The 23,769-nt window shown below is 40.4% G+C and carries 19 protein-coding genes; 8 read left to right on the top strand and 11 right to left on the bottom strand.

Features of this window, described 5'->3' with window-relative positions:
* Positions 1-5: 5 nt before the first annotated feature.
* Positions 6-332 (bottom strand): hypothetical protein, encoded by a 327-nt coding sequence (locus H9N25_RS00975; RefSeq protein WP_190327637.1) that lies wholly within the window; start codon positions 330-332, stop codon positions 6-8.
* Positions 307-1,473, bottom strand: coding sequence for a hypothetical protein (locus H9N25_RS00970; protein WP_190327636.1), 1,167 nt, complete (start codon positions 1,471-1,473; stop codon positions 307-309). The genes H9N25_RS00975 and H9N25_RS00970 overlap by 26 nt, the downstream gene beginning before the upstream one ends.
* A 103-nt stretch (positions 1,474-1,576) precedes the next feature.
* On the opposite strand from H9N25_RS00970, the gene H9N25_RS00965 reads away from it, so the two are divergent.
* Together H9N25_RS00965 and H9N25_RS00960 are read left to right on the top strand one after the other, a co-directional pair.
* On the top strand, positions 1,577-1,987 hold the full coding sequence (locus tag H9N25_RS00965; RefSeq protein WP_190327635.1) for a helix-turn-helix domain-containing protein: 411 nt from the start codon (positions 1,577-1,579) through the stop codon (positions 1,985-1,987).
* Between the two features lie 56 nt (positions 1,988-2,043).
* Entirely contained in the window at positions 2,044-2,223 is a 180-nt protein-coding gene (locus H9N25_RS00960; RefSeq protein ID WP_190327634.1) for a hypothetical protein, read from the top strand.
* Positions 2,224-2,763: 540 nt separating this feature from the next.
* Here the strand turns inward: H9N25_RS00960 and H9N25_RS00955 are convergent.
* The 3 genes from H9N25_RS00955 to H9N25_RS00950 form a co-directional block, all read right to left on the bottom strand.
* Entirely contained in the window at positions 2,764-4,293 is a 1,530-nt protein-coding gene (locus tag H9N25_RS00955; RefSeq protein WP_190327633.1) for a RagB/SusD family nutrient uptake outer membrane protein, read from the bottom strand.
* A 10-nt stretch (positions 4,294-4,303) separates the two neighbouring features.
* Entirely contained in the window at positions 4,304-5,284 is a 981-nt protein-coding gene (locus H9N25_RS24240; RefSeq protein ID WP_223833525.1) for a SusC/RagA family TonB-linked outer membrane protein, read from the bottom strand.
* A 68-nt stretch (positions 5,285-5,352) separates the two neighbouring features.
* Positions 5,353-7,575: a SusC/RagA family TonB-linked outer membrane protein gene (locus H9N25_RS00950; protein ID WP_223833524.1), complete on the bottom strand. Its 2,223-nt coding sequence runs from the start codon at positions 7,573-7,575 to the stop codon at positions 5,353-5,355.
* A gap of 317 nt (positions 7,576-7,892) precedes the next feature.
* Between H9N25_RS00950 and H9N25_RS00945 the strand changes: the two genes are divergently transcribed.
* The 3 genes from H9N25_RS00945 to msrA all read left to right on the top strand — a co-directional run bounded on the left by H9N25_RS00945 (position 7,893) and on the right by msrA (position 11,337).
* Complete coding sequence (locus tag H9N25_RS00945) at positions 7,893-9,140, top strand: YdcF family protein (protein WP_190327632.1); 1,248 nt, start codon at positions 7,893-7,895, stop codon at positions 9,138-9,140.
* A 3-nt stretch (positions 9,141-9,143) separates the two neighbouring features.
* On the top strand, positions 9,144-10,019 hold the full coding sequence (locus tag H9N25_RS00940; protein ID WP_190327631.1) for a hypothetical protein: 876 nt from the start codon (positions 9,144-9,146) through the stop codon (positions 10,017-10,019).
* 829 nt (positions 10,020-10,848) lie between these two features.
* Positions 10,849-11,337, top strand: coding sequence for a peptide-methionine (S)-S-oxide reductase MsrA (gene msrA, locus H9N25_RS00935; RefSeq protein ID WP_167292892.1), 489 nt, complete (start codon positions 10,849-10,851; stop codon positions 11,335-11,337).
* Between the two features lie 252 nt (positions 11,338-11,589).
* On the opposite strand, the gene H9N25_RS00930 is transcribed toward msrA, so the two are convergent.
* The 5 genes from H9N25_RS00930 to uvrA all read right to left on the bottom strand — a co-directional run bounded on the left by H9N25_RS00930 (position 11,590) and on the right by uvrA (position 19,683).
* Entirely contained in the window at positions 11,590-14,031 is a 2,442-nt protein-coding gene (locus H9N25_RS00930) for a bifunctional YncE family protein/alkaline phosphatase family protein (protein WP_190327630.1), read from the bottom strand.
* A 24-nt stretch (positions 14,032-14,055) separates the two neighbouring features.
* Positions 14,056-14,895 (bottom strand): hypothetical protein, encoded by an 840-nt coding sequence (locus tag H9N25_RS00925; RefSeq protein WP_167292890.1) that lies wholly within the window; start codon positions 14,893-14,895, stop codon positions 14,056-14,058.
* Positions 14,896-14,911: 16 nt separating this feature from the next.
* Positions 14,912-15,754 (bottom strand): metallophosphoesterase family protein, encoded by an 843-nt coding sequence (locus H9N25_RS00920; protein WP_190327629.1) that lies wholly within the window; start codon positions 15,752-15,754, stop codon positions 14,912-14,914.
* Between the two features lie 453 nt (positions 15,755-16,207).
* Positions 16,208-16,861 carry a LysE family transporter gene (locus tag H9N25_RS00915; protein ID WP_167292888.1) on the bottom strand — a complete coding sequence of 218 codons (654 nt, stop codon included), beginning with the start codon at positions 16,859-16,861 and terminating at the stop codon, positions 16,208-16,210.
* A gap of 8 nt (positions 16,862-16,869) precedes the next feature.
* The gene (gene uvrA, locus H9N25_RS00910) at positions 16,870-19,683 is read right to left on the bottom strand and encodes an excinuclease ABC subunit UvrA (protein ID WP_190327628.1); all 2,814 of its coding nucleotides are present in this window, start codon (positions 19,681-19,683) and stop codon (positions 16,870-16,872) included.
* A 260-nt stretch (positions 19,684-19,943) separates the two neighbouring features.
* Between uvrA and H9N25_RS00905 the strand changes: the two genes are divergently transcribed.
* The 3 genes from H9N25_RS00905 to H9N25_RS00895 all read left to right on the top strand — a co-directional run bounded on the left by H9N25_RS00905 (position 19,944) and on the right by H9N25_RS00895 (position 22,967).
* Positions 19,944-20,528: an RNA polymerase sigma factor gene (locus H9N25_RS00905; protein WP_057933765.1), complete on the top strand. Its 585-nt coding sequence runs from the start codon at positions 19,944-19,946 to the stop codon at positions 20,526-20,528.
* 88 nt (positions 20,529-20,616) lie between these two features.
* On the top strand, positions 20,617-20,811 hold the full coding sequence (locus H9N25_RS00900) for a hypothetical protein (protein WP_167292886.1): 195 nt from the start codon (positions 20,617-20,619) through the stop codon (positions 20,809-20,811).
* A gap of 971 nt (positions 20,812-21,782) precedes the next feature.
* Complete coding sequence (locus tag H9N25_RS00895; RefSeq protein WP_169501928.1) at positions 21,783-22,967, top strand: MFS transporter; 1,185 nt, start codon at positions 21,783-21,785, stop codon at positions 22,965-22,967.
* Positions 22,968-23,155: 188 nt separating this feature from the next.
* Here the strand turns inward: H9N25_RS00895 and H9N25_RS00890 are convergent, their stop codons facing one another.
* A complete protein-coding gene (locus H9N25_RS00890; protein ID WP_169501927.1) occupies positions 23,156-23,734 on the bottom strand; it encodes a hypothetical protein in 579 nt (192 codons plus the stop codon).
* Positions 23,735-23,769 lie beyond the last annotated feature (35 nt).

Below are 23,769 nucleotides of genomic sequence, written 5' to 3'. Positions count from 1 at the left end.
TTCAGCTATGGTGGCATAGTAAAAAAACAAACTACCCCCAGCAATGCCTGCTCCACCTCGTGTACATGGAAAACGCGATAATTCAATTCCGTATGCCCGTTAAATACAATATTTAATAATGGCGTTAATTCGTTTAAAATACGTACCTGTTTAAACGGAATCATAATCAGCATTTCTTGCACGGCCTTACCGGCCAAAAAGTTGTTATGGAGATAAATATACTGAACAGGTACCGCAGCCGTAATGCCCTTTAATAAAAGCACTATCCTTTTATCTTTTAACGCAACATGCCCCAGATTTAAAGATTTACTCCGCATAATAGTCCCTTTCATCACTTTCACTTAATACAGGCTTACTAATCATCACAAAAAAAGCTTCCATCATCATCATCATGGCTTCATACTGCTCAAATAAAAATTCCTTATCTAATAGTTTAATGCTACTCTTGGTACTGAAGGCAGCATATAACCATTCCAAGAGCCCTAAACGCAGCTGTTTAATTTTTTCGGGAATAAAAAAAGACCTCACAAACAGATAAGGATTTGCCATATGTGCTGCACCCAGGGTATTTACCTCACATAGTTCTTTGCTATCGCCGTTTACAAATTGATCTGTAATAGCAGGTAAACCTCCAAAAGAAACACCCTGGTAAGTTAGATTTTTGGCTGTGATCAAATAACCTGCGTTAAACAGTTTCGTAAACTGGTTATAGAGGAAAAAATAATCGGCTACATCGCTCACACACTGCTCTTCTGCCAAGGCAGCTTTATACCAGTTTTTTAAATAAGCTTTATGCCCCCTGAGGTTATCCAAACTGAAGAAAAATTCAATTACCTTAAACGGATCATCAAGTAATTCCGGTTCAAGAGCCAAAGGCGATGTACTTTCGAATATGGCCATATGATAATAGCGATCGATACTTTTAAAGCTATTTCTGGTAATTATCCTTTCGTGGATGAGCCAGCAAGCCTCCAGCATTTTTTTGGTGTTTTCGTAAAACGCCGCAACGTACTGGTCCCAGTCCAGATCGAGGTTATTTTCTAATGCCGCCAACAGCCATTCTTTGTAAACCAGCTTATAGGTATCTGATTGAAAAAACAGGAAAATATCAAGAAAGGTAAGTTTTGGATTTTGCATTTCTCCGTGGCTTAACAATTTCGGACAGTAATCAAGCAGTACCGTTTCGCGTTCCACACCACATTCGTCAGCCTCAATCGCTTTCACAAATGCGGTATCGGCTTCAATGTGGTTAAAAATTAAATCCGAATAATCGAAAAGCGGCACTAATTTTTCGTAAAAAACCAACAGCTGTGCCGGGTGCTTTTGTGGCGAAAAATCGAATTCATTCTGTGGAGGGATTAACCAGTTCTTTAAAAAATTCAAATGATAGCTTACACCATTTGTTGAAAAGAAGCTTTCAATCGCACCAATAAATGCCATTGTTTCTTTTTTAAAATTCAGGTTTTCTTCCATAGCGTATATTTTTTAAATGATTATATTAGCTAACGAATTTAGCAAAATAAAATAAGTTAAACTATAATTTATACATAAAACTTATTAACATATCTACTTACTTATGAATGAAAATCAACGCTTAAAAACATTAATGGATTTACTGTATTTTAAAACTCAGAAAGATTTTGCTGCTGCGTTGAATATAAAACAGGGCTCTTTATCAGATATTTTAAGAGAAAGGATTAATGTATCTAATGCGATTAAAGATAAGCTGGAGATGAAATTCGACGTAAATTTAACCTGGCTTGAGGATGGAATTGGCGAACCGTTTTTCAAAAAGAAACCAGCCGTTGGCGAAAGCAAAGAGGGTGTACCTTATTTCGACATGAGCCTATCGGATGCGAAAGAACTCATCGTAGAAGAGCAACGGGCAGAATACCTGGTAAATTATCTCCCTTTTAACGATTGCACAGCCTACTTGCCGGTTTATGGCGATAGCATGTACCCAAATATGCTGCGGGCGAAATTATAGCCATAAAAGAAATTACCAATTACGAAATTTTACAGTGGGGCGAAGCTTATGTGGTAATGACGGATGAAGATAGTAACAGTTTACGCACTATAAAACTAATTTTTCAGCACGCTGATGATAGCAAACTCATCCTCCGTTCTTCAAATCCAAATTTTAAAGGCAATACGGTAATCAGCAAAAAGAATATCCAGGCACTTTACATCATTAAGGGGAAAATTACGAGAAATGTGATTTAATGATTTGGGTTAACTGGTTAATTGTTTAAATCGGTTAACTGTATATGCAATGTTTACCAGATGTTTAAATTGTAGAATGGATTAAACTGTTAAATGGAAACTGCCAACTGAAACTGTATCAATGGCTAACCATTTCGCCTGATCAATTTCAGCTCCATACGTCCTCCTGAACTTGTTTCAGGATCTAACCAAAAGTGATTATTTCGGTTTCAATTACTTTGGAAACTGGAAACTGCTTATAAATAAACGATAATTTTCCAACTATATATTGTCATGTTGAGCCTGTCGAAACACCTTAAAAATGTCCTTCAACAAGCTACCATTGACAGACTCCCTAAAAAAAATCGTCATTGCGAGGAGAAACGACGAAGCAATCTTTCATGCTAATGATCTTTACTATAAAAATTGCTTCACCGGCTGAAAAAGCCTTTTTATAATAACGATTCATAACGAATGCTCACTCAGAACTCCAAACTAAAAAAGCGGTCCGATCAATGATCAGCCCGCTTTGCTTATTATAATATAATATATATTAACTTTTTAGTAACCAGGATTCTGGTACATTTTAACCGGATCTAATTTCACTTCATCAAAAGGAATAGGATAATACCTGTCTTTTAAGGTTACGTTAGCCAATTTAGCAATTCCATACGACGACTGTGGTTTCGCTTTTAAGTAAGTAACCAGCTCCGCAGCAGTAAAATTCCTGATTAAATCGAACCATCTTTGGTGTTCGAAAGCAAACTCTACCCTACGCTCGTGTAAAATAGCAAGCTTTAAAGTCGGGAATTTAGCCGCGTAAGTGGCGTCGGTTTTAGCAACCGCATAAACGGGCATACCTGCTCTTGTTCTTACCATATCCAAATATTGAATGGCTACGGCATCGTTGCCCTGCAACATATTAACTTCAGCAAGCATTAAAATTACATCGGCATAACGCATTAAAATCCAGTCGTTGCCACCATAACCCGCATTGGTTGCCAATTGGCTCGCATCGCGGAATTTGGTAATAAACCAATCTTTTACTGTCTGATCATTGGCAAATTTAACCGAGAAATCTTTCCTCAAATCGTTTGCTTCATATTCATTAATTAGATCAAGTTTTACATTACCACCAATCCCGGTAGAAGGTTTAAGCGAATTGATGGTTTCGCCTTTGGCCTGGTTGTTTGCAGCAATGCTTGAGCTAAAACTGATATCGCCCTGCTTATTTGAAATCTGGAAAATCAGTTCCTTACAGGTTGTTTTTTTCGCCACGTCAAAAACATCTGTATAGGGAATTTCAGAAAGATTCCCGAAAGCTTTCATATTATAAGCTGCCATTAAATAAGTATTCGCATTATTTAGGTTTTCGGCCTTATTTGCTGAAAGTGTTGTAGCCATCGTTAAATAAACCTTACCCAGATATGCATTTATGGCCGCTTTCGAAGTTCTACCTATATTCGCTCCCGTTTGGAAGTTTGGCAATGTGCTGTTAAGGGCATCTTTTAAATCGCTTACAATCTGGTTGTATACATCCGCTTCAGGCACACGAAAAGTGTTTTCTTTTACTTCATCAGCTGTGCTAAGCTGCTTGGTTACCACTGGTACTGGTCCCCATTTCCTCACCAGTTCGAAATACATAATCGCCCTGATAAACTTGGCTTCTGCCTTGTAATTTTCTTTGGTGGCCGCATTAGCAAAAGATACTTTATCAATATTTGTCAATACAACATTGGTTCTGCCAATTGCCTCATAAAGTGCCAGCCAATGGCTTCTCAAATAAGAATTGCTTGGCAGGAGTGAAAAATCGTTAAACTGAAATGGCTCGCCGGCATTACTCTGGTTATCATTCCTGCCCGCATCATCCGAGCGCTCATCAGTAAACAGTCCGCTGTTTTCGCCCAGGGTATTGCTGCTTCTAAGCGATTGGTAAACCCCATTAACAGCCAGCAGTACATCATTTTCTGTTTTGAAATAGTTCTCTACAGCAATGGCATTGGGGTTACTTTGATTTAGAAAATCTTTTTTACAGGCACCCAAACTTAAAATTGCACTTAGGGCCAATACTTTATAAATATGTTTTTTCATTTCTTTAGTTCTAAAAAGTCAATTTAATACCAAGGTTATAGGTTCTTGCCAATGGGTAGTTACCATAATCAACACCAGGGGCAAGATTATTACCTGCACTATAATCTACCTCAGGGTTATAACCTTTATAATCGGTAATGGTAAATGCATTATCTACACTCGCATAAACACGGATATTGCTTACTTTCAGTGTATTGGCCAGTTGCTTTGGAAAACTGTAACCTAAAGTAATATTGGTACACCTGAAATAAGATCCATCCTGTATATAAAAAGACGATAAACGCGTACTGTTACTTTGCGTACCTGCACGCGATGCGCGGTAATTTAAACCACTGCCCGGATTGGCTTCATTTCTGTAACGGTCGGCAACCTCTACATATTGGTTTCCAGAGCCTTCAAAGTTGTACAGGTAATAATCCTGTCCATCTAAAACCTGGTTTCCGTATGATCCGTTGAAAGATGCTCTTAAGTCAAACGTTTTGTAAGAAGTGTTTAAAGCAAAACCATAGGTGAATTTTGCATATGGTGTGCCGATAACGGTTTTGTCTGCATCGTTTACAATGCCGTTACCATCGGTATCCTGAAAATATAAATCGCCGATTTTTGCCGGGTTGGTAGAAGAAGCTGACGGGGCAACCTTTCCTAAATTATCGGATGTAATTCTGCCTAAAACTTTAAATCCATAAAACATACCTATTGGCTGGCCTTCTTGGGTAACATGTGTAATGTACGAACGCTCTGCACCGGCCGTAAATATTGTACTGTTACCGCCAAGGTCTAAAACCTTATTCCGGTTTGCAGCGATGTTTCCGCTTAGGCCCAAAGTAAAGTCTTCATTTTGGATAATTTTGCCATCAACCTGCAAATCGAAACCCTTATTACGCACCTTACTATCAGTAAGATTAGTTAAAATTGTTGAACTGCCAGCAATTGCCGAAAGCGGTTTGTTAAATAATAAGTTGAAAGAGTAACTTAAGTAGTAATTCGCCATAATCGATACACGGTTTTTGAACAAACTGATATCGGTCCCAAAGTTAAACTGAGAGGTAGATTCCCATCCTAATCCTTTATCCTGTATCGCACCCGCCAAATGGCGGTAGAAATTGCATTACCGAAAACTGCACCACCTGGTGCGTTTAGCTCTTGCTGTGTGCGGTAGTCTGGAATATTATTATTTCCACTTAAGCCCCAGCTGGCTCTTAGTTTAACTCTCGATTGTTCGCCCAAAAAGCTATTATAAAAGCTTTCGTCAGATAAATTCCAGCCTGCAGCTATTGAAGGAAAGTTACCATACTTGTTTAACGGACCAAACCTTGATGAACCATCGCGACGGAAGGAACCGGTTAAAAAGTATTTGCCGGCATAATTATAACTGAAACGGCCAAAGTAAGAAAGTAAAGTGGTTACTGTTTTACCAGTTCTGTTACGGTCTAGTGTAAAAAAACCTGCATCCGCTCCCTTATCCGTAATTTCACCAATGTAATCATTTTGGAATCCGCTTGCCGCTACCCTAATCTGATCACTGGATGTTTTCTGAGCAGAATAACCGCCTAAAACATCTATGCTATGTTTACCAAATGTTTTATTGTAATTTAAAGTAAACTCTGCCAGTTGATCTACCTGACTAAGGGTTTGTGCTATGGCATTTGCGGCCCTAATCGATTCGGGCGAGTAAGGTGGGGTATTTCCACTACTTAAGCTGGTAGGCAAATAATAATCGTATTTTTCGTTGTATGTTTGTGTTCCTAAGTTAGCCTTAAAATTAAGTCCCTCTAAAATTTTGTAAGTAGCATTGGCATTATAACTACTTCTATTGCTTTTTCTGGTAATCTTTAACTGCTCAACAGTAGCCAAAGGGTTTTCGGGGTTCTGGATACCGTATTGAGAAGACAAAGCGCCCATGCCAAACTGAACAGGGTTACCGTTGGCATCTCTTGCAGGCAGATAAGGCAAATAAATTAATGCCGACATCATCGGACTTAAATTATAACGTCCCTCCTGTACCTCTCTGTTATCGTTTTTTGTGTAAGCAATATTTGCGCCTACGCGTAAACGCTCGCTCACCTTGCCATCAATATTGCCCCTGAAGTTGGTTACTTTTTGATTGGTGTTGGTTACAATACCATCGTTGTTCTGGTAACCGCCGCTTAAAAAGTATTTTACATCCTTAGTACCGCCAGAAAATGAAAGGTTATGGCGTTGAAAGGCTGCATTGCGGTAAAGTTCATCCTGCCAATCGGTATTATAGGCAGCAGGGATAGCCTGTTGTGCACTAAAATTATAAAGATCGGCCGGAATGCTTACACTACTGCCATTACCCACATTGGCAATACGGGTAGTATTGTTATCGCTAAACATGGCATCATTCCAGGTTTTGCCCGAGTTTACCCATAAATCTTTATAGGCATTGTTACGTCCGTCAATTAAAAGCTGTATAAACTGGTTGGCATCCAATAATTTTACTTTTTTAGCCAACTGGGAAATTCCACCCTGAACATCATATTCAAACTTTCCTTTTCCATCAGTACCTCTTTTAGTGGTAATTAACACCACCCCACCCGATGCTCTTGAGCCATAAATGGCTGCAGAAGCCGCATCTTTTAAAATGTCGATGGTTTCGATGTCCTCCGGATTGATGGATACGTTGTTTCCTGCCGGATAACCGTCAATCACGTATAAAGGATCGGAACTGGCATTAATAGAACCGATGCCCCTCACCCTGATTTTGGTACCGGAATATGGTGCACCACTTGTTTGCGATACTTGTACACCGGCAACCTTACCAACCAGGGCCTGGCCAACAGTAGGAGAAGTTAAGTTCATCTCACTGGCCTTAACACTGCTGATGGCCCCAGTTACATCCGATTTTCTAATCTTCTGGTAACCGATAGCCACAACCTCATTTAGGGTATTGCTGCTTTCTTTTAAAGTAACATTAATATTTTGGCGGCCATCAACGGCAACTTCCTGATTATCGTAACCAATATAAGAAAATACTAAAATTGCACCTTCCTCAACCGAAATGGAGTATTTACCATTGGAATCGGTAACGGTTGTTTTTTTTGTCTTCTTTTCGAAAACACTTACACCAGGTAAAGGTTGTTTATTTTGATCGGTAACTGTTCCGCTTACAGTGGCAAATACTTTATTATGTATGCCCGAAGCAGTTACTTCATGATTAATCGCTATTGCATTGGAATTACAGACGGCCAGTAAACCGATAGGCAAAAGCAATTTCCGGCAAGCACTTTTTATACTTGCGGTTAAAAAAAATGATGTCATCTTTTTGTTCTTAGTAATGGTTTTGAAATATAATTGGGATTTTGTTTTAAGTAGAAGTGTAGATTTTCACATTTACATAGGCTTATCCTTTAAGGTTAACAAGTAATTTTTGAGCGTTCTACAGCGGCAAAAGTAGCGGCGTACTTTTAACAAGATGTATTTATTATGTTAACTCTACACACCGTTTTGAGCTGGCACTTTAAATTAATATTAAGCGATTAGATATATAATAAATCGTTTTAACAACCATCAAAGCATAACTTCTTCTTAATGTTTCTTTAATGGCAGGTCTTTAATTTTGTTTCCAAAACTTTTCGATGAAATACTTCTATGCTTTCCTTATGCTCGGCCTGTTCTGCAAAGACTTAGCTGCACAGGATGTACCACAACAGTCTTATCAATTAATTAAGACCAGGAACGAAGTACAATACAAAAATTATTATCTGCTTACACTTTTTCAGCAATTGCCCGAACTGCGCAAAATGCTTAGCACAGATACGGCGTTCAACAACATCTATAAATCAAAAACGGCACAGGTAAATGAAGCGGTGAAAACCTGTAAAACAGATATTAGCTGTTACGCTAAAGCCTTAAAATTTACCGATGAGGAAATAGCCCATATTGGAAACCGTTTGGCGCTGCTTTATACAGAAAATAATCTGTTGGGAGATATGGTAAAAAATCATCTAATCCCCTCAGGCTGTTATGCCATGTTTGCCAAAGAACAGCACAAAACCCTTTTAGTTAAAGCATGGGAACAAGATGCCAATGCAGTAAATTATGCAATTGGCGTTTACGTAGAAGGAAATAAGCCCAATTACCCGAAAATAGATTCGATCAGTTTTACTTTAACAGATAAAACGTTTGTAGAGCTCACATCTGCCAATGCATTGTTATCCCTGCAGGGCAATAATAAGCTCTTTTTCGAACCTGCCATGTTATTTGCACTGGAAGCTTTAGAATTGAACGAACGCAATGATGCCGCCGATTACGAACCGATGGCTAAAGGCGTAAACCTTGCCGCCATTAACCAGATCAAAAAAACGGATTGGAAAAAATATCCTTATAGTGTGATTTTAGTTCCAGGTGCTGGCCCAGAGGAAAAAGAAGTAGCCTTAAGCGCGGGCGGAATGATCCGTTGCAGGTTAGCAGCCTTGCAATACCATAAAGGCATGGCACCATTTATCGTGGTTTCGGGCGGCCGCGTTCACCCTTATAAAACCAAGTTCAGTGAAGCATACGAAATGAAGAAGTTTTTAATGGAAACCCTTCAGATACCCGAAAGTGCCGTTATTATGGAGCCACATGCCCGCCATACCACCACCAATATGCGTAATTGTGCCAGACTGATGTTCAGGTACGGTATGCCAATAGATAAAGCAGGGATGGTTTGCACCGTAAAATCGCAAAGTTACTACATTACCGATATCCTGCTCGAACGCTGTAAAAAGGAACTCGGCTACTATCCTTATAAAAACGGAAAACGTTTAAGTGATACCGAATCTGAATTCTACTTAAATACAACATCCTTACAAATTGATTTTGATGAACCTTTAGATCCTTAGTTTATGAAAACATTAAACCCAATTTTAGTACTGATCGTGATGTTTTTTGTGGCCAGATACAGCAAAACGGAGGGAAAAATCACGAAAACAGTTACAATCGACTCATTAGGTGCATGTCAGGGGATTTCTCACCAAAATGGCCGTTATTTTCTTTACGGCGACAGAGAAGTGGGCGTAATGCGCGAATATCAGCTCCGGAAAGATTCCTTGATTTACATGCATAAAGAATACCAATTCACCGTTAAAGGCGAAAATATCATCAAACACCCTACCGGGATAGCCTACCATAAGGGTTTACCCACATTTGTGGGTAATTCGGTAAAACAAAATGCAGAAGGTACCGCTTGGAAAGCGGTAATTAACTGCATCAACTGGCAAGGTTTTTTAAAGACGAAAACATTGGACGGAAATTTGATAAAATCCATTGAAGATGATGCCTGTATCCAGGGTACGCGACCAGAATATGTAAATTATAAAGGGAAGTGGTTCGTAGCAACGGCCGATTATGGCAATAAAGCCAATGAAGTACGTTTATACAACCCAATAGCCTTATCAAAAGCTGATAAAACAAGTGAAAAGGGAATTCTCTTTAAAAAATTCACCTGCTCACCATGGGTCCAAAATCTACACTGGATTGCAGATAAAGGTATTTTGGTTTTAATCCAGAACCAAATTGAGGGCCGTAAATGGAGACTGACCTTTCTTAATTTGGAAAAATCGCTTGCCAGCGGGCAGGAATCTGTTATTAAAGTTATAGACACCGATAAACCGGATGAACTGGAAGGTTTTACCTTTACAGATCAGGCCGGCAAAGGGATTGCCGTAAGTTCTTCACGCAAAAACAATGTAAGTTTTATGGATTTTGCGGTTGGCGGGTAGCGTTTGGTGCTAAGCTCAACAATAAATTAAATAACATGTCGTCTATCGGTTGGTGTCTCACCGACCGAAAACGCAATTGTTTGTATATTGAAATTAGGAAATGGAGGGCTTGTGGTTCTTGGCGGTTTGCAGTCCCGCCTTCCATTTCAAGTCCGCACTCGTTCCTCGCTTTCGGGCTTTGCATTGCAATCGGGTTTATAAGCTACGGCTTGTGCACACTGCAACCTCACAAATGAAAAACTACCTTAACCTATTAGCCCCGGTTGAAGCGTTACCCTGCAGCGACGAGGTACGAGGAAGCGAAGCGTAAAGCAAAAGACGGGAGGAAACTTCCTGTTTAGCACAGATCTTGCGCTCCAAATATAAGCTTATTCTATCGGTTGGTGTCTCACCGACCGAAAACGCAATTGTTTGTATATTGAAATTAGGAAATGGAGGGCTTGTGGTTCTTGGCGGTTTGCAGTCCCGCTTTCCATTTCAAGTCCGCACTCGTTCCTCGCTTTCGGGCTTTGCATTGCAATCGGGTTTAGGAACAATGGGTTATGCACCCCGCAACCTCACAAATGAAAAACCGCCTTGACCTATTAGCCCCGGTTGAAGCGTTACCCTGCAGCGACGAGGCACGAGGAAGCGAAGCGTAAAAGCGGAAGACGGGAGGAAATTTCCTGTTCAGTACAGGCCCTGCGCTCCAAATGAAATTGGTGCTTTTTAATTTATCCTATCGGTTGGTGTTTCACCGACTAAACCATACAACCAAACAACTCCCCTTCTTTACTTTCCCTTTACACATCTTCACCGTATCTTTATTAATCAAAAAAAAGAAAGATATATGAATACTGAAAAAGCCATTCTTGCAGGCGGCTGCTTTTGGGGAGTAGAAGAACTGATCCGTCATTACCCTGGCGTTATCTCAACAGTTGTGGGGTACACCGGTGGCGATGTTCCCAATGCCACCTACCGGAACCATGGCACACATGCCGAAGCCATTGAAGTTACTTTTGATCCAACTGTTTTAACCTACCGCAAATTATTGGAATACTTCTTTCAGATCCACGATCCGAGTACGCGCAACAGACAGGGAAATGATGTGGGTACCTCATACCGCTCAGCTATTTTCTACAATAGTGAAGAACAGAAAAACACCGCAAATGCATTAATTGCCGAGTTAGATGCGTCTGGCAAATGGCCTGGCAAAATTGTAACCGAGGTAGTACCTGAAACAGATTTCTGGAATGCTGAAGAAGAACACCAGGATTATTTACAGAAAAACCCTTACGGTTATACCTGCCATTTCGAAAGGCCAGACTGGAAATTATAGATAAGATCGTCATTCGACTAATCCCCGTGGTCTGTGTCCCCACAGACCGCCTAGATTCTTAGAAAAGATTTATCCATTTCGTTGCACTTCAGGAAATGACGATATAGATTCATTTCCATTGTGGAGAAATCCTTGATGTAACGTATAAAAACAAAATGGTCTGTGAGGACACAGACCATGGAAAAAAATTATATAAAGGCAATTTTCTTAATCGAAAATTGCCTTTTTGTTAAATAAAATCATAACAGATCACTAATCATCATCATCTTTTTTCTTCTTCTCCAAAATCACAAAAGCACTCCGCTTTGGCGCTGGCATTACCGATTGTTCGCCTTTAACCGATTTCCACACCACTTCATTTAAATCTAAATCCGGTGCCGAATCTTCCTTTGCAAAATTGAACAGTTCAGAACGTTTGCTGCTCTCGTTCACCGCCACATTCCTGGTATCTAAATCAATAAGCGGCTGAATCACATTATAAGGTGTAAAATCAGGCGTAGCTGTAAAACACTCATACAGCGGCATGGCAGCAGCATCGTACTGGCTCATTGGCGGCAAACCTAAAATAAGTTCCATCGTTCTTAAAAAACCGGAAGTAGAATACATCGTATGAACAGGCGTATGCCTTTTTACGTATGGTCCAACCACATAAGCTGGCGAACGGTGTGCATCAACATGGTCTGGTCCGTTTTGTGCGTCATCTTCCAAAATAAAAACAACCGACTCTTTCCAGATCGAGCTATGTGATAAATGCTCCAAAATACGGCCTACGGCTAAATCGTTATCGGCAACTGCCGCCTGTGGCGAATATTTACCTTTTTTTTGCCCACTGGTATGGTCATTAGATATCCTTAAAGTATTAAACTGTGGTACAACGCCTGCAACCAGTAACGAATCGAAATCGTGCTGCCACGCATCTACCCTTACCTGATCCTTAATATCCATATCAAATCCTGGTGATGCAGCACACATATGGCCCTGTAGCGATTTAATATTAGCCTTACCATAATCGCCAAATTCGCCATAACTGCGGTAACTTACTCCTGCCCGCTGACAGTAATCCCATATAAAACCACCTTTAGGATAAGTAACAGGCCTACCACCTTCGAAGGTGGTACTTCCGCCGCGAGCACCATAACTGGTTGGCCATGTTTTTTCCACAACATCAGTTGCATAGGCAGCCATGCTCCAGTTGTGTCCATCTGCACTTACCTCTGCATCAACATAGAAATTATCGAGCAACACATAGTTTTCGGCAAAGGCATGCTGGTTAGGCGTAATCTTTCTGCCAAAAAGCGTTAAGCTGGAATCGCCATTACCTTTTGGCATATCGCCAAGCACCTGATCGTATGTCCTGTTTTCTTTAATGATATAAAAAACATGCTTCATAGGCGATTTTTCTCCCTGCTTACGTGGAATAGGGTTTCCAGCTTCGCCATCGGCAGTTATTGCGCGCTTATCCGTAAAAGGTGTATTGGCATAAACCTGTTTGGTATATAATTTTAGCTGCTCGGGTTTTGGTGCATCAATAAAGGATAAAGTGCCTTTAAACAAGCCAGCAATATATTGCAGCCTGCTGTTGGCTGTGCTTCCCATTTGATAACCACTGTTATCTACTTTAGAAATGGGTTGTGGTCCCTTTGGGTTGGCCATAGAAGTATTGCCTTTGCCATTGGTAACCAAAATTTTCGAACCCAAAACCTTTACACTTGTTGGGTACCAGCCCACCGGAATAAAACCCTGGCTTTGGCTTACCCCTGGTTTGCTTACATCAAAAACAGCCAAACAGTTGTTATCGGCATTGGCGATGTACAAAGTTTTCTCATTGGCACTTAAAGCCAGGCCATTGGTGGTAGAACCTGTTAACTGAGTGGCATAAAGCGTGGTGGCAATGGTTTCGATTACCTTGTTATCTACAGTATTGATTACCGAAACCGTATTATCGTTGGCATTGGCTACAAATAAAATATTTCCTTTTTTATTCAGCAGAAGCTCATTCGGATGATCGCCAACGGGAATCTGCTGAATAATGCTTTCTGATTGCAAATCGATAACAGCTACCGCTTTTCCGCCCCAAAGCGAAACATACAGTTTACGCTCGTCGGCAGCCAGGGTACAGCTATAAGCAATGGCAGGAAGCTGTATTTTTTTAACGATCTGCCTTTCAACAGGGTTAATAATATACAAACTGCTGTCTTCTTTAGTTACAGTATATAATTTACTGTTATTTTTATTGACCACAATCCCTGCCGGACTTATTTTTCCTTTTGGCCAAACCGGACCAAGTTTAATGGTGTCGCTTTTTACGAACTTATCATTCTGGATATTAAAATCTAAAATCCAATTGTCGTTACCACCCGATGCATAAAGATGTTTTTCATCTTTACTAAAAGCTATCCCGTACCACGATTTGGCCAGCACCTTTTCGTCGATAATTCGTTCGGTTTTAGGATCGATAAGCTGTAGCGACTGCGTACTCTGGCCGTTATTGGTAACGGCGAGGTATTTGCCCGATGCACTAAGCTGCATATTTAAGGGCAAATCGCCTAACTGTAACGAATGCCCCGCCGGACTTAATTTCCAACCGTTGGGCAACAAAATTTGCTGGGTGCTTTCGTTTTTGCCAGGCCATTGTGCAAACCCTTTTTGGATGAACAGGAAGCTGAGTAATATAAATATGTATGATTTTTTCATTTTCTTAAGTTAAGGATTGCCGCATTAGCGGTGAAGATTAAAATTAACCAGGGCCCTGATGGTATAGCCATTGCCTGAGGCGACAGAACCGATTTCGCGGATAGCCTCTGATGGGATTACCTGACTACGGGTGGCGTAGAAAACAGGTCCACCAGAAATAGAGAACGAAAGTTTCGAGTGGTTAGGTTCCAGGTTGATTGATGGCCCGATCATTACCTTTGCGCCACCTTCTGCCTCGTCTTGTTCCCAAAAGCCTTCTAAATCTTGTCCTAAGGCTTCGAAGCCAAGGTATAAAACGTTAGAAACGCGATGTTGATATCCAAAACTGCTAATAAAATCAAGCTTATCTCTGGTTCTATTAAAGGCTTTTTCGAAACGAAGATTACCCGCCATTCTCCAATTTGTCTTGTCGAATGAAGCGGTAATCCTGCTAATGGCAGAACCAACACTCGACCAATCTCTGCTTAAGCCTAAACCAGCACCTAACCTAAAACCACTTATGCCTTTGCCTCCCACTAAATCTCTAATTACTTCAGCCTGCTGCGCAGATGTTACGCCTCCAGAATTGGCAAAACCGATTGCCGCAGTGGCATACAAGGTAAACCTGCTGCCTAAATAACCTTTAACCCCAAACTGTTGTCCCAAGCCATCGTATCCGAACTGCCCGTTTGTCCGCTCGCCGTAACTTCCGGAATAATGAATATTCCAGCGCGGATTCTCAGCAGTTAATGTATTCAGCGAAAACATAAAGGGTTGAGCAGCATCAGTGCCGGTTTTAACTTCCTGCTTGGTTTCGCCTATTTTCTGTGCAGCACAGTTTAAAATGGTACCTGCAAAAATGAGCATCAAAAATGTTTTTTTCATGGTTATTGTTTAATAGCTAGAATTTCGTTTCATTTAATAATGGCGATCCACTTGCATTTACCTGATAAGTTTGGATCTTATCATTTTCATCTACCTCCACTATCCGGTAACCTTTATAGGCTGTGCCCCAGTTGCCGCCAATATGAGCATCAAAAAAATGCGGCAGCTTATCGGTATAAAATACAGCATCTAAACTATGATCGTGGCCATGAAATACAGCTTTCACGTTGGTATAGCTGTGCAAAAGTTTAAGGGTATCAGGGCACTCAACAAAGGGGCTCTCTGGCACCCAGAAATGTGGCGGGATATGCAATACTACAAACACCGTTTTTAAATCTTTAAACTTATCCAGTTCCTGCTTTAAAAAATCGTTGTTCGGGCACAGATAGGCGCCTTTTGTATCCGAAGTATTGGCCAGAACAAAGCCAACCCCGTTTTTTTCGAAAGAAAAGTTATCATCATAACCAAAAACCGATTTCCAGAGTGGGGTATCTGCATGGTCATGGTTGCCCGGTACGGCATAAAAAGGAACCTTTAAACGGTCGTAATAATCCTTTTTTACTTCTTTCAGTAATTCAGGCCTGTCATGCACCAGATCGCCGTTGATAATTACAAAGTTTAATGGATTTTTATCGTGCGATTCATTTAACCACTTTACCATATTCTCATGGTGCAGTTTGTAATCTGTTCCAGGCTGACCATAATGTCCATCTGATGCAATGGCGAAACGCAATTTAGGTACTTTGCCCAATCTGGCAGGTGCAGTGTGTTCTTCAGCAAATGAAGGGAGAACTGGTGATAAACCTGCCACTACTGCAGCAGCTAAGCCACTTTTTAGAAAAAACCGTCTGTTAGACATAATATTAAATAAATATGTTTTGTTTCAACTGGCAAAATTCGGCCAGTCAGGCTTCTTAAACATAAATTTAATGTTATGATTAGGTTAATGGAACCTTATCTGTGTATCAATTTTATAACAGAAAGATTTAACGATTGCTATGTTGAGATCATTTAACTACAGTATCATGAGTCTTCAACAAGCTCAAGACTGACAGTTAAAAAAGGATTTATTTTTTTTGCAAAATACAAAAGCATATGTTATCCTAAGCCTGTCGAAGGACCATTAATAGATCATTTAAGAAGTTCTTCTAATGTAGTAAACCCTAAAGAATAATAACCGCCTGCTTTATGACCATACAGGCTTATTCCCCGGTCTGTGTCCTCACAGAACGGAAAGCAAATAATTCCTGCCTATTGAATACTTGATAAAAGCCAACTGGAAGGTCTGTGAGGACACAGACCCTGGATTAGGCTATAGAATAACAATCGCTTGTTTCACCATTAAATATCCCGCAAGTGCAAATAAAAATATGGCGATAGATTTATTGATAATCAGGCTGCTCAAGGCAAATTTTTCTTGGATGTAAGTAGCGAAGTGTGCATATAAATATAAAGCAAGTGTGGAACCAACGCCCGAGCCCAGACTAAAAATCACTAATGAGAGGTAATCCGTCTCAATCCATTGGTGTAAAATTACATAATTGCCAAAAAACAACCAGAATGGAATCTGAACGGGGTTTAACACCCCTAAAATTAATCCATACAAAACACTTCCACTGCGTTTATCCTCTTTCGCATTACTGGTTTTAGGTACTTTTTTGCGGTTTTTCCAGGTAATGGTTCCCATTACCAAAAACATCACAATCATAAAACAATCCACTAAAGTACTTAAGCGAACTTCACTTACAGCCTCATTCGGATTAATATCACTCATGGCCCAGCGGGCAAAGCGCATCATACCGAAGGTAAAAAACACTTCTACACAAGAGAAGGAAAGAATAAAGTACCAAACCTGCCGCATGCCCTTGTTAATGGCAAGCTGTGCAACAGTGAGATTAATGTTACCGGGAGGAATATACCCCATGGCATTGAGAATGATGCCGATGAAAAACGTTAGAAAAAGCATTGCCGAAATTATGGATTTAAATTTAAATGCGATGCTAAATATTTTCCAGTGTACGATTTTTCAACCTTAACCAAATCTTCGGGTATACCCTCAAACACCACTTTACCGCCACCATCGCCACCTTCAGGACCAATATCGATCACCCAATCGGCACATTTAATCATATCCATATTGTGTTCAATCACCAAAATGGTATTGCCCTGCTCTATCAGTGTATTTAATGCTTTCAAGAGTTTTTTAATATCGTGGAAATGCAAACCAGTGGTGGGCTCATCAAAAATAAACAGCGTTTTATTGGCATTGTTACCCTTAATCAAGAACGAAGCCAGTTTGATCCGCTGCGCCTCACCACCCGATAAGGTATTAGAAGATTGGCCTAAATGCACATAGCCCAAACCAACATCAACCAAAGGATTTAATTTATTGAGTATCTTCTGCTCATCCTTAAAAAACTCAACCGCTTCGTCGATGGTCATATCCAAAATCTCGGATACGTTTTTCTCTTTATAGGTTACATCTAAAACCTGTTGTTTAAACCGCTTACCGTTACAGGCCTCGCAAGGCAGGTAAATATCGGCCATAAACTGCATTTCAATCTTTACCTCACCCTCACCCTGGCAAACATCGCAACGGCCACCTTCCACGTTGAAAGAGAAAGCAGCAGGTTTTAAGCCAGCAGCTTTTGCAGCAGCCAAACCCGAAAACAGCGCCCGGATATCATCCCAGGCTTTTACATAGGTAACCGGATTAGAACGGCTCGAACGGCCAATCGGATTCTGATCGACCAATTCTACTGCACTGACCAGATCATAATTGCCAAAAATGCCATCGTAAGCACCAGTTTGTTCACCAGCATAGTTTCCTATTGCTTTTTGCAATGCCGGGTATAAAATCTTTTTAACCAAGCTTGTTTTACCCGAACCCGAAACCCCACTTACTGCGGTAAATACCCCTAGCGGAAATTTAACATCAATATTTTGCAGGTTGTTTTCTCTTGCACCTTTAATCAGAATATGGTCTTTCCATTTCCGTCGTTTATCCGGGATGGCAATTTTTTCTAATCCCGATAGGTACCGGCCTGTTAAACTATTTTTATCTTTTAGAATCTCCTCATAATTACCACTAAAAACCAAATTACCTCCATGGGTACCTGCCTCGGGGCCAATATCGATAATATGATCGGCGGCGCGCATCATTTCTTCTTCATGTTCTACCACCAAAACGGTATTGCCCACATTACGGAGCGAAATCAACACTTCAATCAGTTTGTTCGTATCGCGTGGGTGCAAACCAATACTCGGTTCGTCCAAAACGTAAATAGAGCCCACCAAACTACTTCCCAAAGAAGTTGCCAGGTTAATCCTTTGCGATTCTCCACCAGAAAGGGTATTCGATAAACGGTTCAAGGTAAGGTAACCTAAACCTACATTGTTTAAATAAAGAAAACGGTTATCAATCTCTGCCAGCAAACGTTTGGCAATTTTGGTATCGTTGGTATTTAATTTTAGCTCTTTAAAAAAAACCAGGGCTTTGGCCAAAGGCATCAGCACCACATCAATAATCGATTTTTCAGCAATCTTTACGTAAGATGCATCTTTACGTAAACGCGAACCTTTACAATCAGGACAAGTAGTTTTACCTCGGTAACGTGATAACATTACGCGGTACTGAATTTTATAGGTCTGCTCTTCCAGCTCTTTGAAAAAAGCATCTAAACCTGCAAAGTATTTATTTCCGGTCCAAAGTAACTGCTGTTCTGTTTCTGTTAGCGCACTGTAAGGCCGGTGGATCGGGAATTCGAATTTCGGGGCAGCTTTAATAAAATTCTGCAACCATACATTCATTTTTTCGCCGCGCCAGGGCGCAATGGCATTATCGTAAATACTTTTGCTCTTATCAGGAATAACCAGGTCTTCATCAATACCGATTACGTTTCCATAACCTTCGCAGCGTTTACAGGCGCCGTAAGGATTGTTAAAAGAGAAAAAATTTGGCGTAGGTTCTTCGAATTTTATTCCATCCAGTTCAAAACGGTCGCTAAAATGTTTCGTTTTACCCTGAGCCTCTACATAACAGTCACCTTTACCTTCAAAAAAAGCGGTCTGCGCAGAATCGGCCAGTCTACTTAATGTTTCTTCTTCCTGGTTGGTTACAATACGATCGATCAGGATCTGAACGGTTTTATCATCTGTAAGTTCTGCATCTTTAAAATCAGCATCGTCTAAAACCGTTTCTATCTTTTCTATTTTATCGTTGATCAGCACACGTAAAAATCCTTTCTGTAGTAAAATAGCCAGTTCTTCTTTAATCGTACGGTTGTTATGCGGATATAAGGGGCAAAAAATCGTTACTGTTGTATCCTCGGGCATGGCATTTACGTAATCTACCACCGTGCTTACCGAATCCTTTTTCACTTCTTTGCCCGAAACAGGCGAAATGGTTTTCCCTATGCGCGAGAAAAGCAGTTTCAGATAATCGTAAATTTCAGTAGAGGTACCAACGGTAGAGCGTGGATTGGAAGTAATAACCTTTTGTTCTATGGCAATTGCCGGAGCAATACCTTTAATATAATCAACATCAGGTTTATTCATCCTGCCCATAAACTGACGGGCGTACGATGATAAACTTTCTACATATCGGCGTTGCCCCTCGGCATATAAAGTATCAAATGCAAGCGAAGATTTCCCCGAACCAGACATACCCGTTACCACCACAAGTTTATTCTTTGGAATGGCAACATCGATGTTTTTTAGGTTGTGCACACGGGCACCTTTTATGATAATATTTTTATGTGGATCTTTTTCGGCCTCTTTTTTGCTCATGTATGGTAACGAATATAAATATATAACCCCATAATGTTGTTAGGGTTTTAAGAACATACAAAAATAGGGTACTGAGACGGTTAATTTATTTTTTAACATTTTATTTTTTGTTTTTTGATAAAAAAATAACTTTCTTTGAACATTAACAACCTCAAAACCAAACTAACACATATCAAAAAACATAGGAGAGCAGCTATAGAAATTAAACATCTACAAATTAATTTTTAGCAAATAGTACGGGATTTAGTGTAGGTAAACCTATGAATTTACAATCATATAATGATCAGGACCTGGTAAAGGTATATATTACCGGGAACGAGAATGGATTGCAGGAACTTTTAAGAAGACATAAAAGTAAAATTTATACCTCTATCTACTTATTGGTGAAAGACCAATATCTGGCGGAGGATATTTTTCAGGATGCTTTTATAAAAGTAATTAATACCCTGCGATCAGGAAGATATAACGAAGAAGGCAAGTTTTTGCCTTGGGTAATGCGTATTGCGCATAACCTGGTTATTGATTATTTCAGAAAAGAAAAGAGAACACCCATCATTACCAGTGCTGATGGCATGGATGTATTCAATATGCTACACTTTTATGATGAGAGCGCAGAAGATAAAATGCTTCGCGATCAAACCCATAAAGATTTAAAAGCAATGATCCATTTATTGCCTGATGAGCAGAAAGAAGTGCTCCTCATGCGTCATTACGCAGATTTAAGCTTTAAAGAAATAGCAGATTTAACTGATGTAAGCATTAATACAGCTTTGGGCCGTATGCGTTATGCCCTCAGTAATTTGCGCAAAATGCTTAAAACAAAAGAGATGACCTATAAAGGGTAGCATAAATGTTACATATTTTTTTTTAGGGCTTGAAATAAAGCATCTGAACTATCGTTAAGTTAATAAAACTTATCACATTTAGTTGCTTATGACAAAAACCTCTACATCAAAAAACAATGTAAATTTATCTACCCCCAACATGTTTCAGCCTAAAACTGATATTGAATCGGACGCAGAAATCGACTTATTTTATGATCAAATAAAAGGTAAGTTGGATAGGCTGGCTAAAAATCCTCAAGATGAAACCATCAACAAGATTTTAGCTTACAGCCGAACAAAATAGTAAATTTTACATGAGCAAAAAAGCTTGTTCCACAGGGTGGGACAAGCTTTTTTTTTGAAAAATCAAAAAATAAGATGGAGGATCTAGGGACGTATAAAAACAATCGGATTTAGGTGATCAGGAAATGAGCGGTCTGTGGTTCTTGGCATTTTGTAGCCCCGCTTTCGCTTATAGTCCTCGCTGCGCTCCGGGCTATTCCGCTCAATCTGGTTTAGAAACAAGGGTTTGTGCACCCTGCAACCCCACAAATAAAATACCGCACTGGCCATCTAGCCCCGGTTGAAGCGCCTACCCTGCAGCGACGAGGTACGAGGAAGCGAAGCGTAAAAGCGCAAAACGGGAAGAAATTTATTCTTTAGTACAGGCCTTGCGCTCCAAATCAAAAAAATAAGATGGAGGATCTAGGGACGTATAAAAACAATCGAATTTAGGTGATCAGGAAATGAGCGGTCTGTGGTTCTTGGCATTTTGTAGCCCCGCTTTCGCTTATAGTCCTCGCTGCGCTCCGGGCTATTCCGCTCAATCTGGTTTAGAAACAAGGGTTTGTGCACCCTGTAACCCCACAAATAAAATACCGCACTGGCCATCTAGCCCCGGTTGAAGCGTCTACCCTGCAGCAACGAGGTACGAGGAAGCGAAGCGTAAAAGCGTAAAACGGGAAGAAATTTATTCTTTAGTACAGGCCTTGCGCTCCAAATGCGAAAAGTATCTTAGTATAACCTGAATCCGATTGTATTTCGTCAATTGCGAGGAACGGCGAAGCAATTTCTTTCGGCTGGCCTGTAAACACAAAACAATCGAATTTAAGTGATTAGGAAATGAAGAAATTTAGCAGTGAATCATCCTATCACATATTCCACATTATATGCCACCCCCACATTTCCCCTCACCTATAAATGGCCTAATTTTTACAATCCCCTACCAAAAAAAGCCTTACCTTTGCATAGTGTAATTTTAACACTAAGGGTACTATGAACAAGAATTTACTTCCACTCACTTTAGGCGGTTTAGGCATCGGGATTACAGAATTTGTGATGATGGGCTTATTGCCCGATATCTCGAAAGATTTAGCCGTAACCATCCCGCAGGCTGGACATTTAATTTCAGCCTATGCACTGGGGGTGGTAATCGGTGCCCCTTTGTTGATTATGATTGCTGGTAAATACCCGCCAAAAATGATATTGATTGCTTTGATGATTATGTTTACGGTTTTCAATGCTTTCTCTGCTTTTGCCCCAACTTTTAATACCCTGTTTATTGCCAGATTGCTTTCGGGCTTACCACATGGCGCATTTTTTGGCGTAGGATCGGTAGTGGCCAGCAGAATAGCCGAAAAAGGGAAAGCAGCTCAAGCCGTATCGCTCATGTTTATGGGCTTAACCATTGCCAATATTGTAGGCGTACCATTGGGTACCTTTATTGGCCATAACTTTTCTTGGCGCATATCTTTTGCTGTTGTCGTACTTGTTGGCCTGGTTACTTTGTTAAGTTTAAAATTATGGCTACCAGCTTTAGAAGCCACAAAAAACCGCGATTTAAAAGCCGAATTAAGTTTCTTCAAAAAAAGAGAAGCGTGGATCATTATTTTCATGATCTCTATCGGAACGGGTGGATTATTTACCTGGTACAGTTATATTGCCCCATTAATGACAGATGTTGCCGGTTTCTCGCCAAATGCTGTAACTTATATATTAATGCTGGCTGGTTTAGGCATGATGTTCGGTAATTATATTGGCGGGCGTTTGGCCGACAAATTCTCCCCGGCAAAAGCATCTGCAGCATTATTGCTCACCATGGTTGTTACCCTAACCATTGTGCACTTCGTATCCGCAAGTCAGCCATTGGCTTTAATTATGACTTTTGTTACCGGTGCGGTTGCTTTCTCATTGGCCGCCCCTATCCAGATGTTGATGATCCAGAGTGCCAAAGGCTCCGAAATGTTAGCCGCTTCGGCAAGTCAGGCCAGTTTTAATATCGGCAATGCGCTCGGTGCTTTCTTCGGCGGCCTTCCGTTAGTATATGGCTTCGATTATACCTCGCCGGCTTACGTTGGCGCAGCAATGGCTCTGGTAGGCGCATTTTTTGCATTCTGGCTGATCAAAAGTAATCAGGGCGTAACGGAACAGGTTAAAGTTCCAGCTACCTCTTTTCACTAATTCCTTTTTATTCTGTTTGGAAAACAGAGGTTAGTGCAAGCAAAAATTTCTGCCCTGCTGTACACTATAGCCTCGCAGAAAAAGCTCGGGCTACCGTTCCCATCAGGTTTACAATAAAAGGCTGTGCCATTAATTAAAAATCCAGCAGAATTTCTAAATGCAAGAATGAGTGAATGTGATAATCCAGATCACCTCGCCCTATCTCTCAAACGCCCTAATGTAACACCAACTGAAAATCCACAAAAGTTCTTAGCGCCATTTAGATTTGCACTTATCCCAATGGTTAACGCTGCAGCCCTCCCAACTAAAAAACTGGTCTTTACTTCTAATGGAACACCGATCGTTCGGGTGGCAATAGTTTCATAAACATCATGATCGAGCAGGCAAAACATAGACTTGCAGGTATTGTACAAAAATGCGCCTCTTGATATCTGCTCCGTAAATGCCAGCCCTGCACCAAACTTCAGGTTGAAATAGCGATCGAAACTATAGCTTTTACCCACAATAATCCCAACATCAGAAATGCTGGGATTAGGCTCATCGCCAAAAAGCTCGAATTTCGAAATACCTGATGATTTAAATGCGATATAATTGGTTTTACGCTGCAAATAAATATGAAGCTCACCGTAGCCGCCATCTTCAGTACCCTTACCTCCGCTCAAACCTATGCCATAATAAAATCGATGATTTTTATGTAAGGTATCCTGCTGTGCAAAAACAAAAACGTTAATGCAAACGAGTAATAAGGTTAAAACATGTTTTTGCATATTATTAAAGCATTTTGGAACCAAATACCACACCT

This window comes from Pedobacter riviphilus, assembly GCF_014692875.1.
GTDB lineage: Bacteria > Bacteroidota > Bacteroidia > Sphingobacteriales > Sphingobacteriaceae > Pedobacter > Pedobacter riviphilus.
The sequence above is the reverse complement of the archived record's forward strand: the minus strand, read 5'-3'. Positions and strand labels throughout refer to the sequence as shown.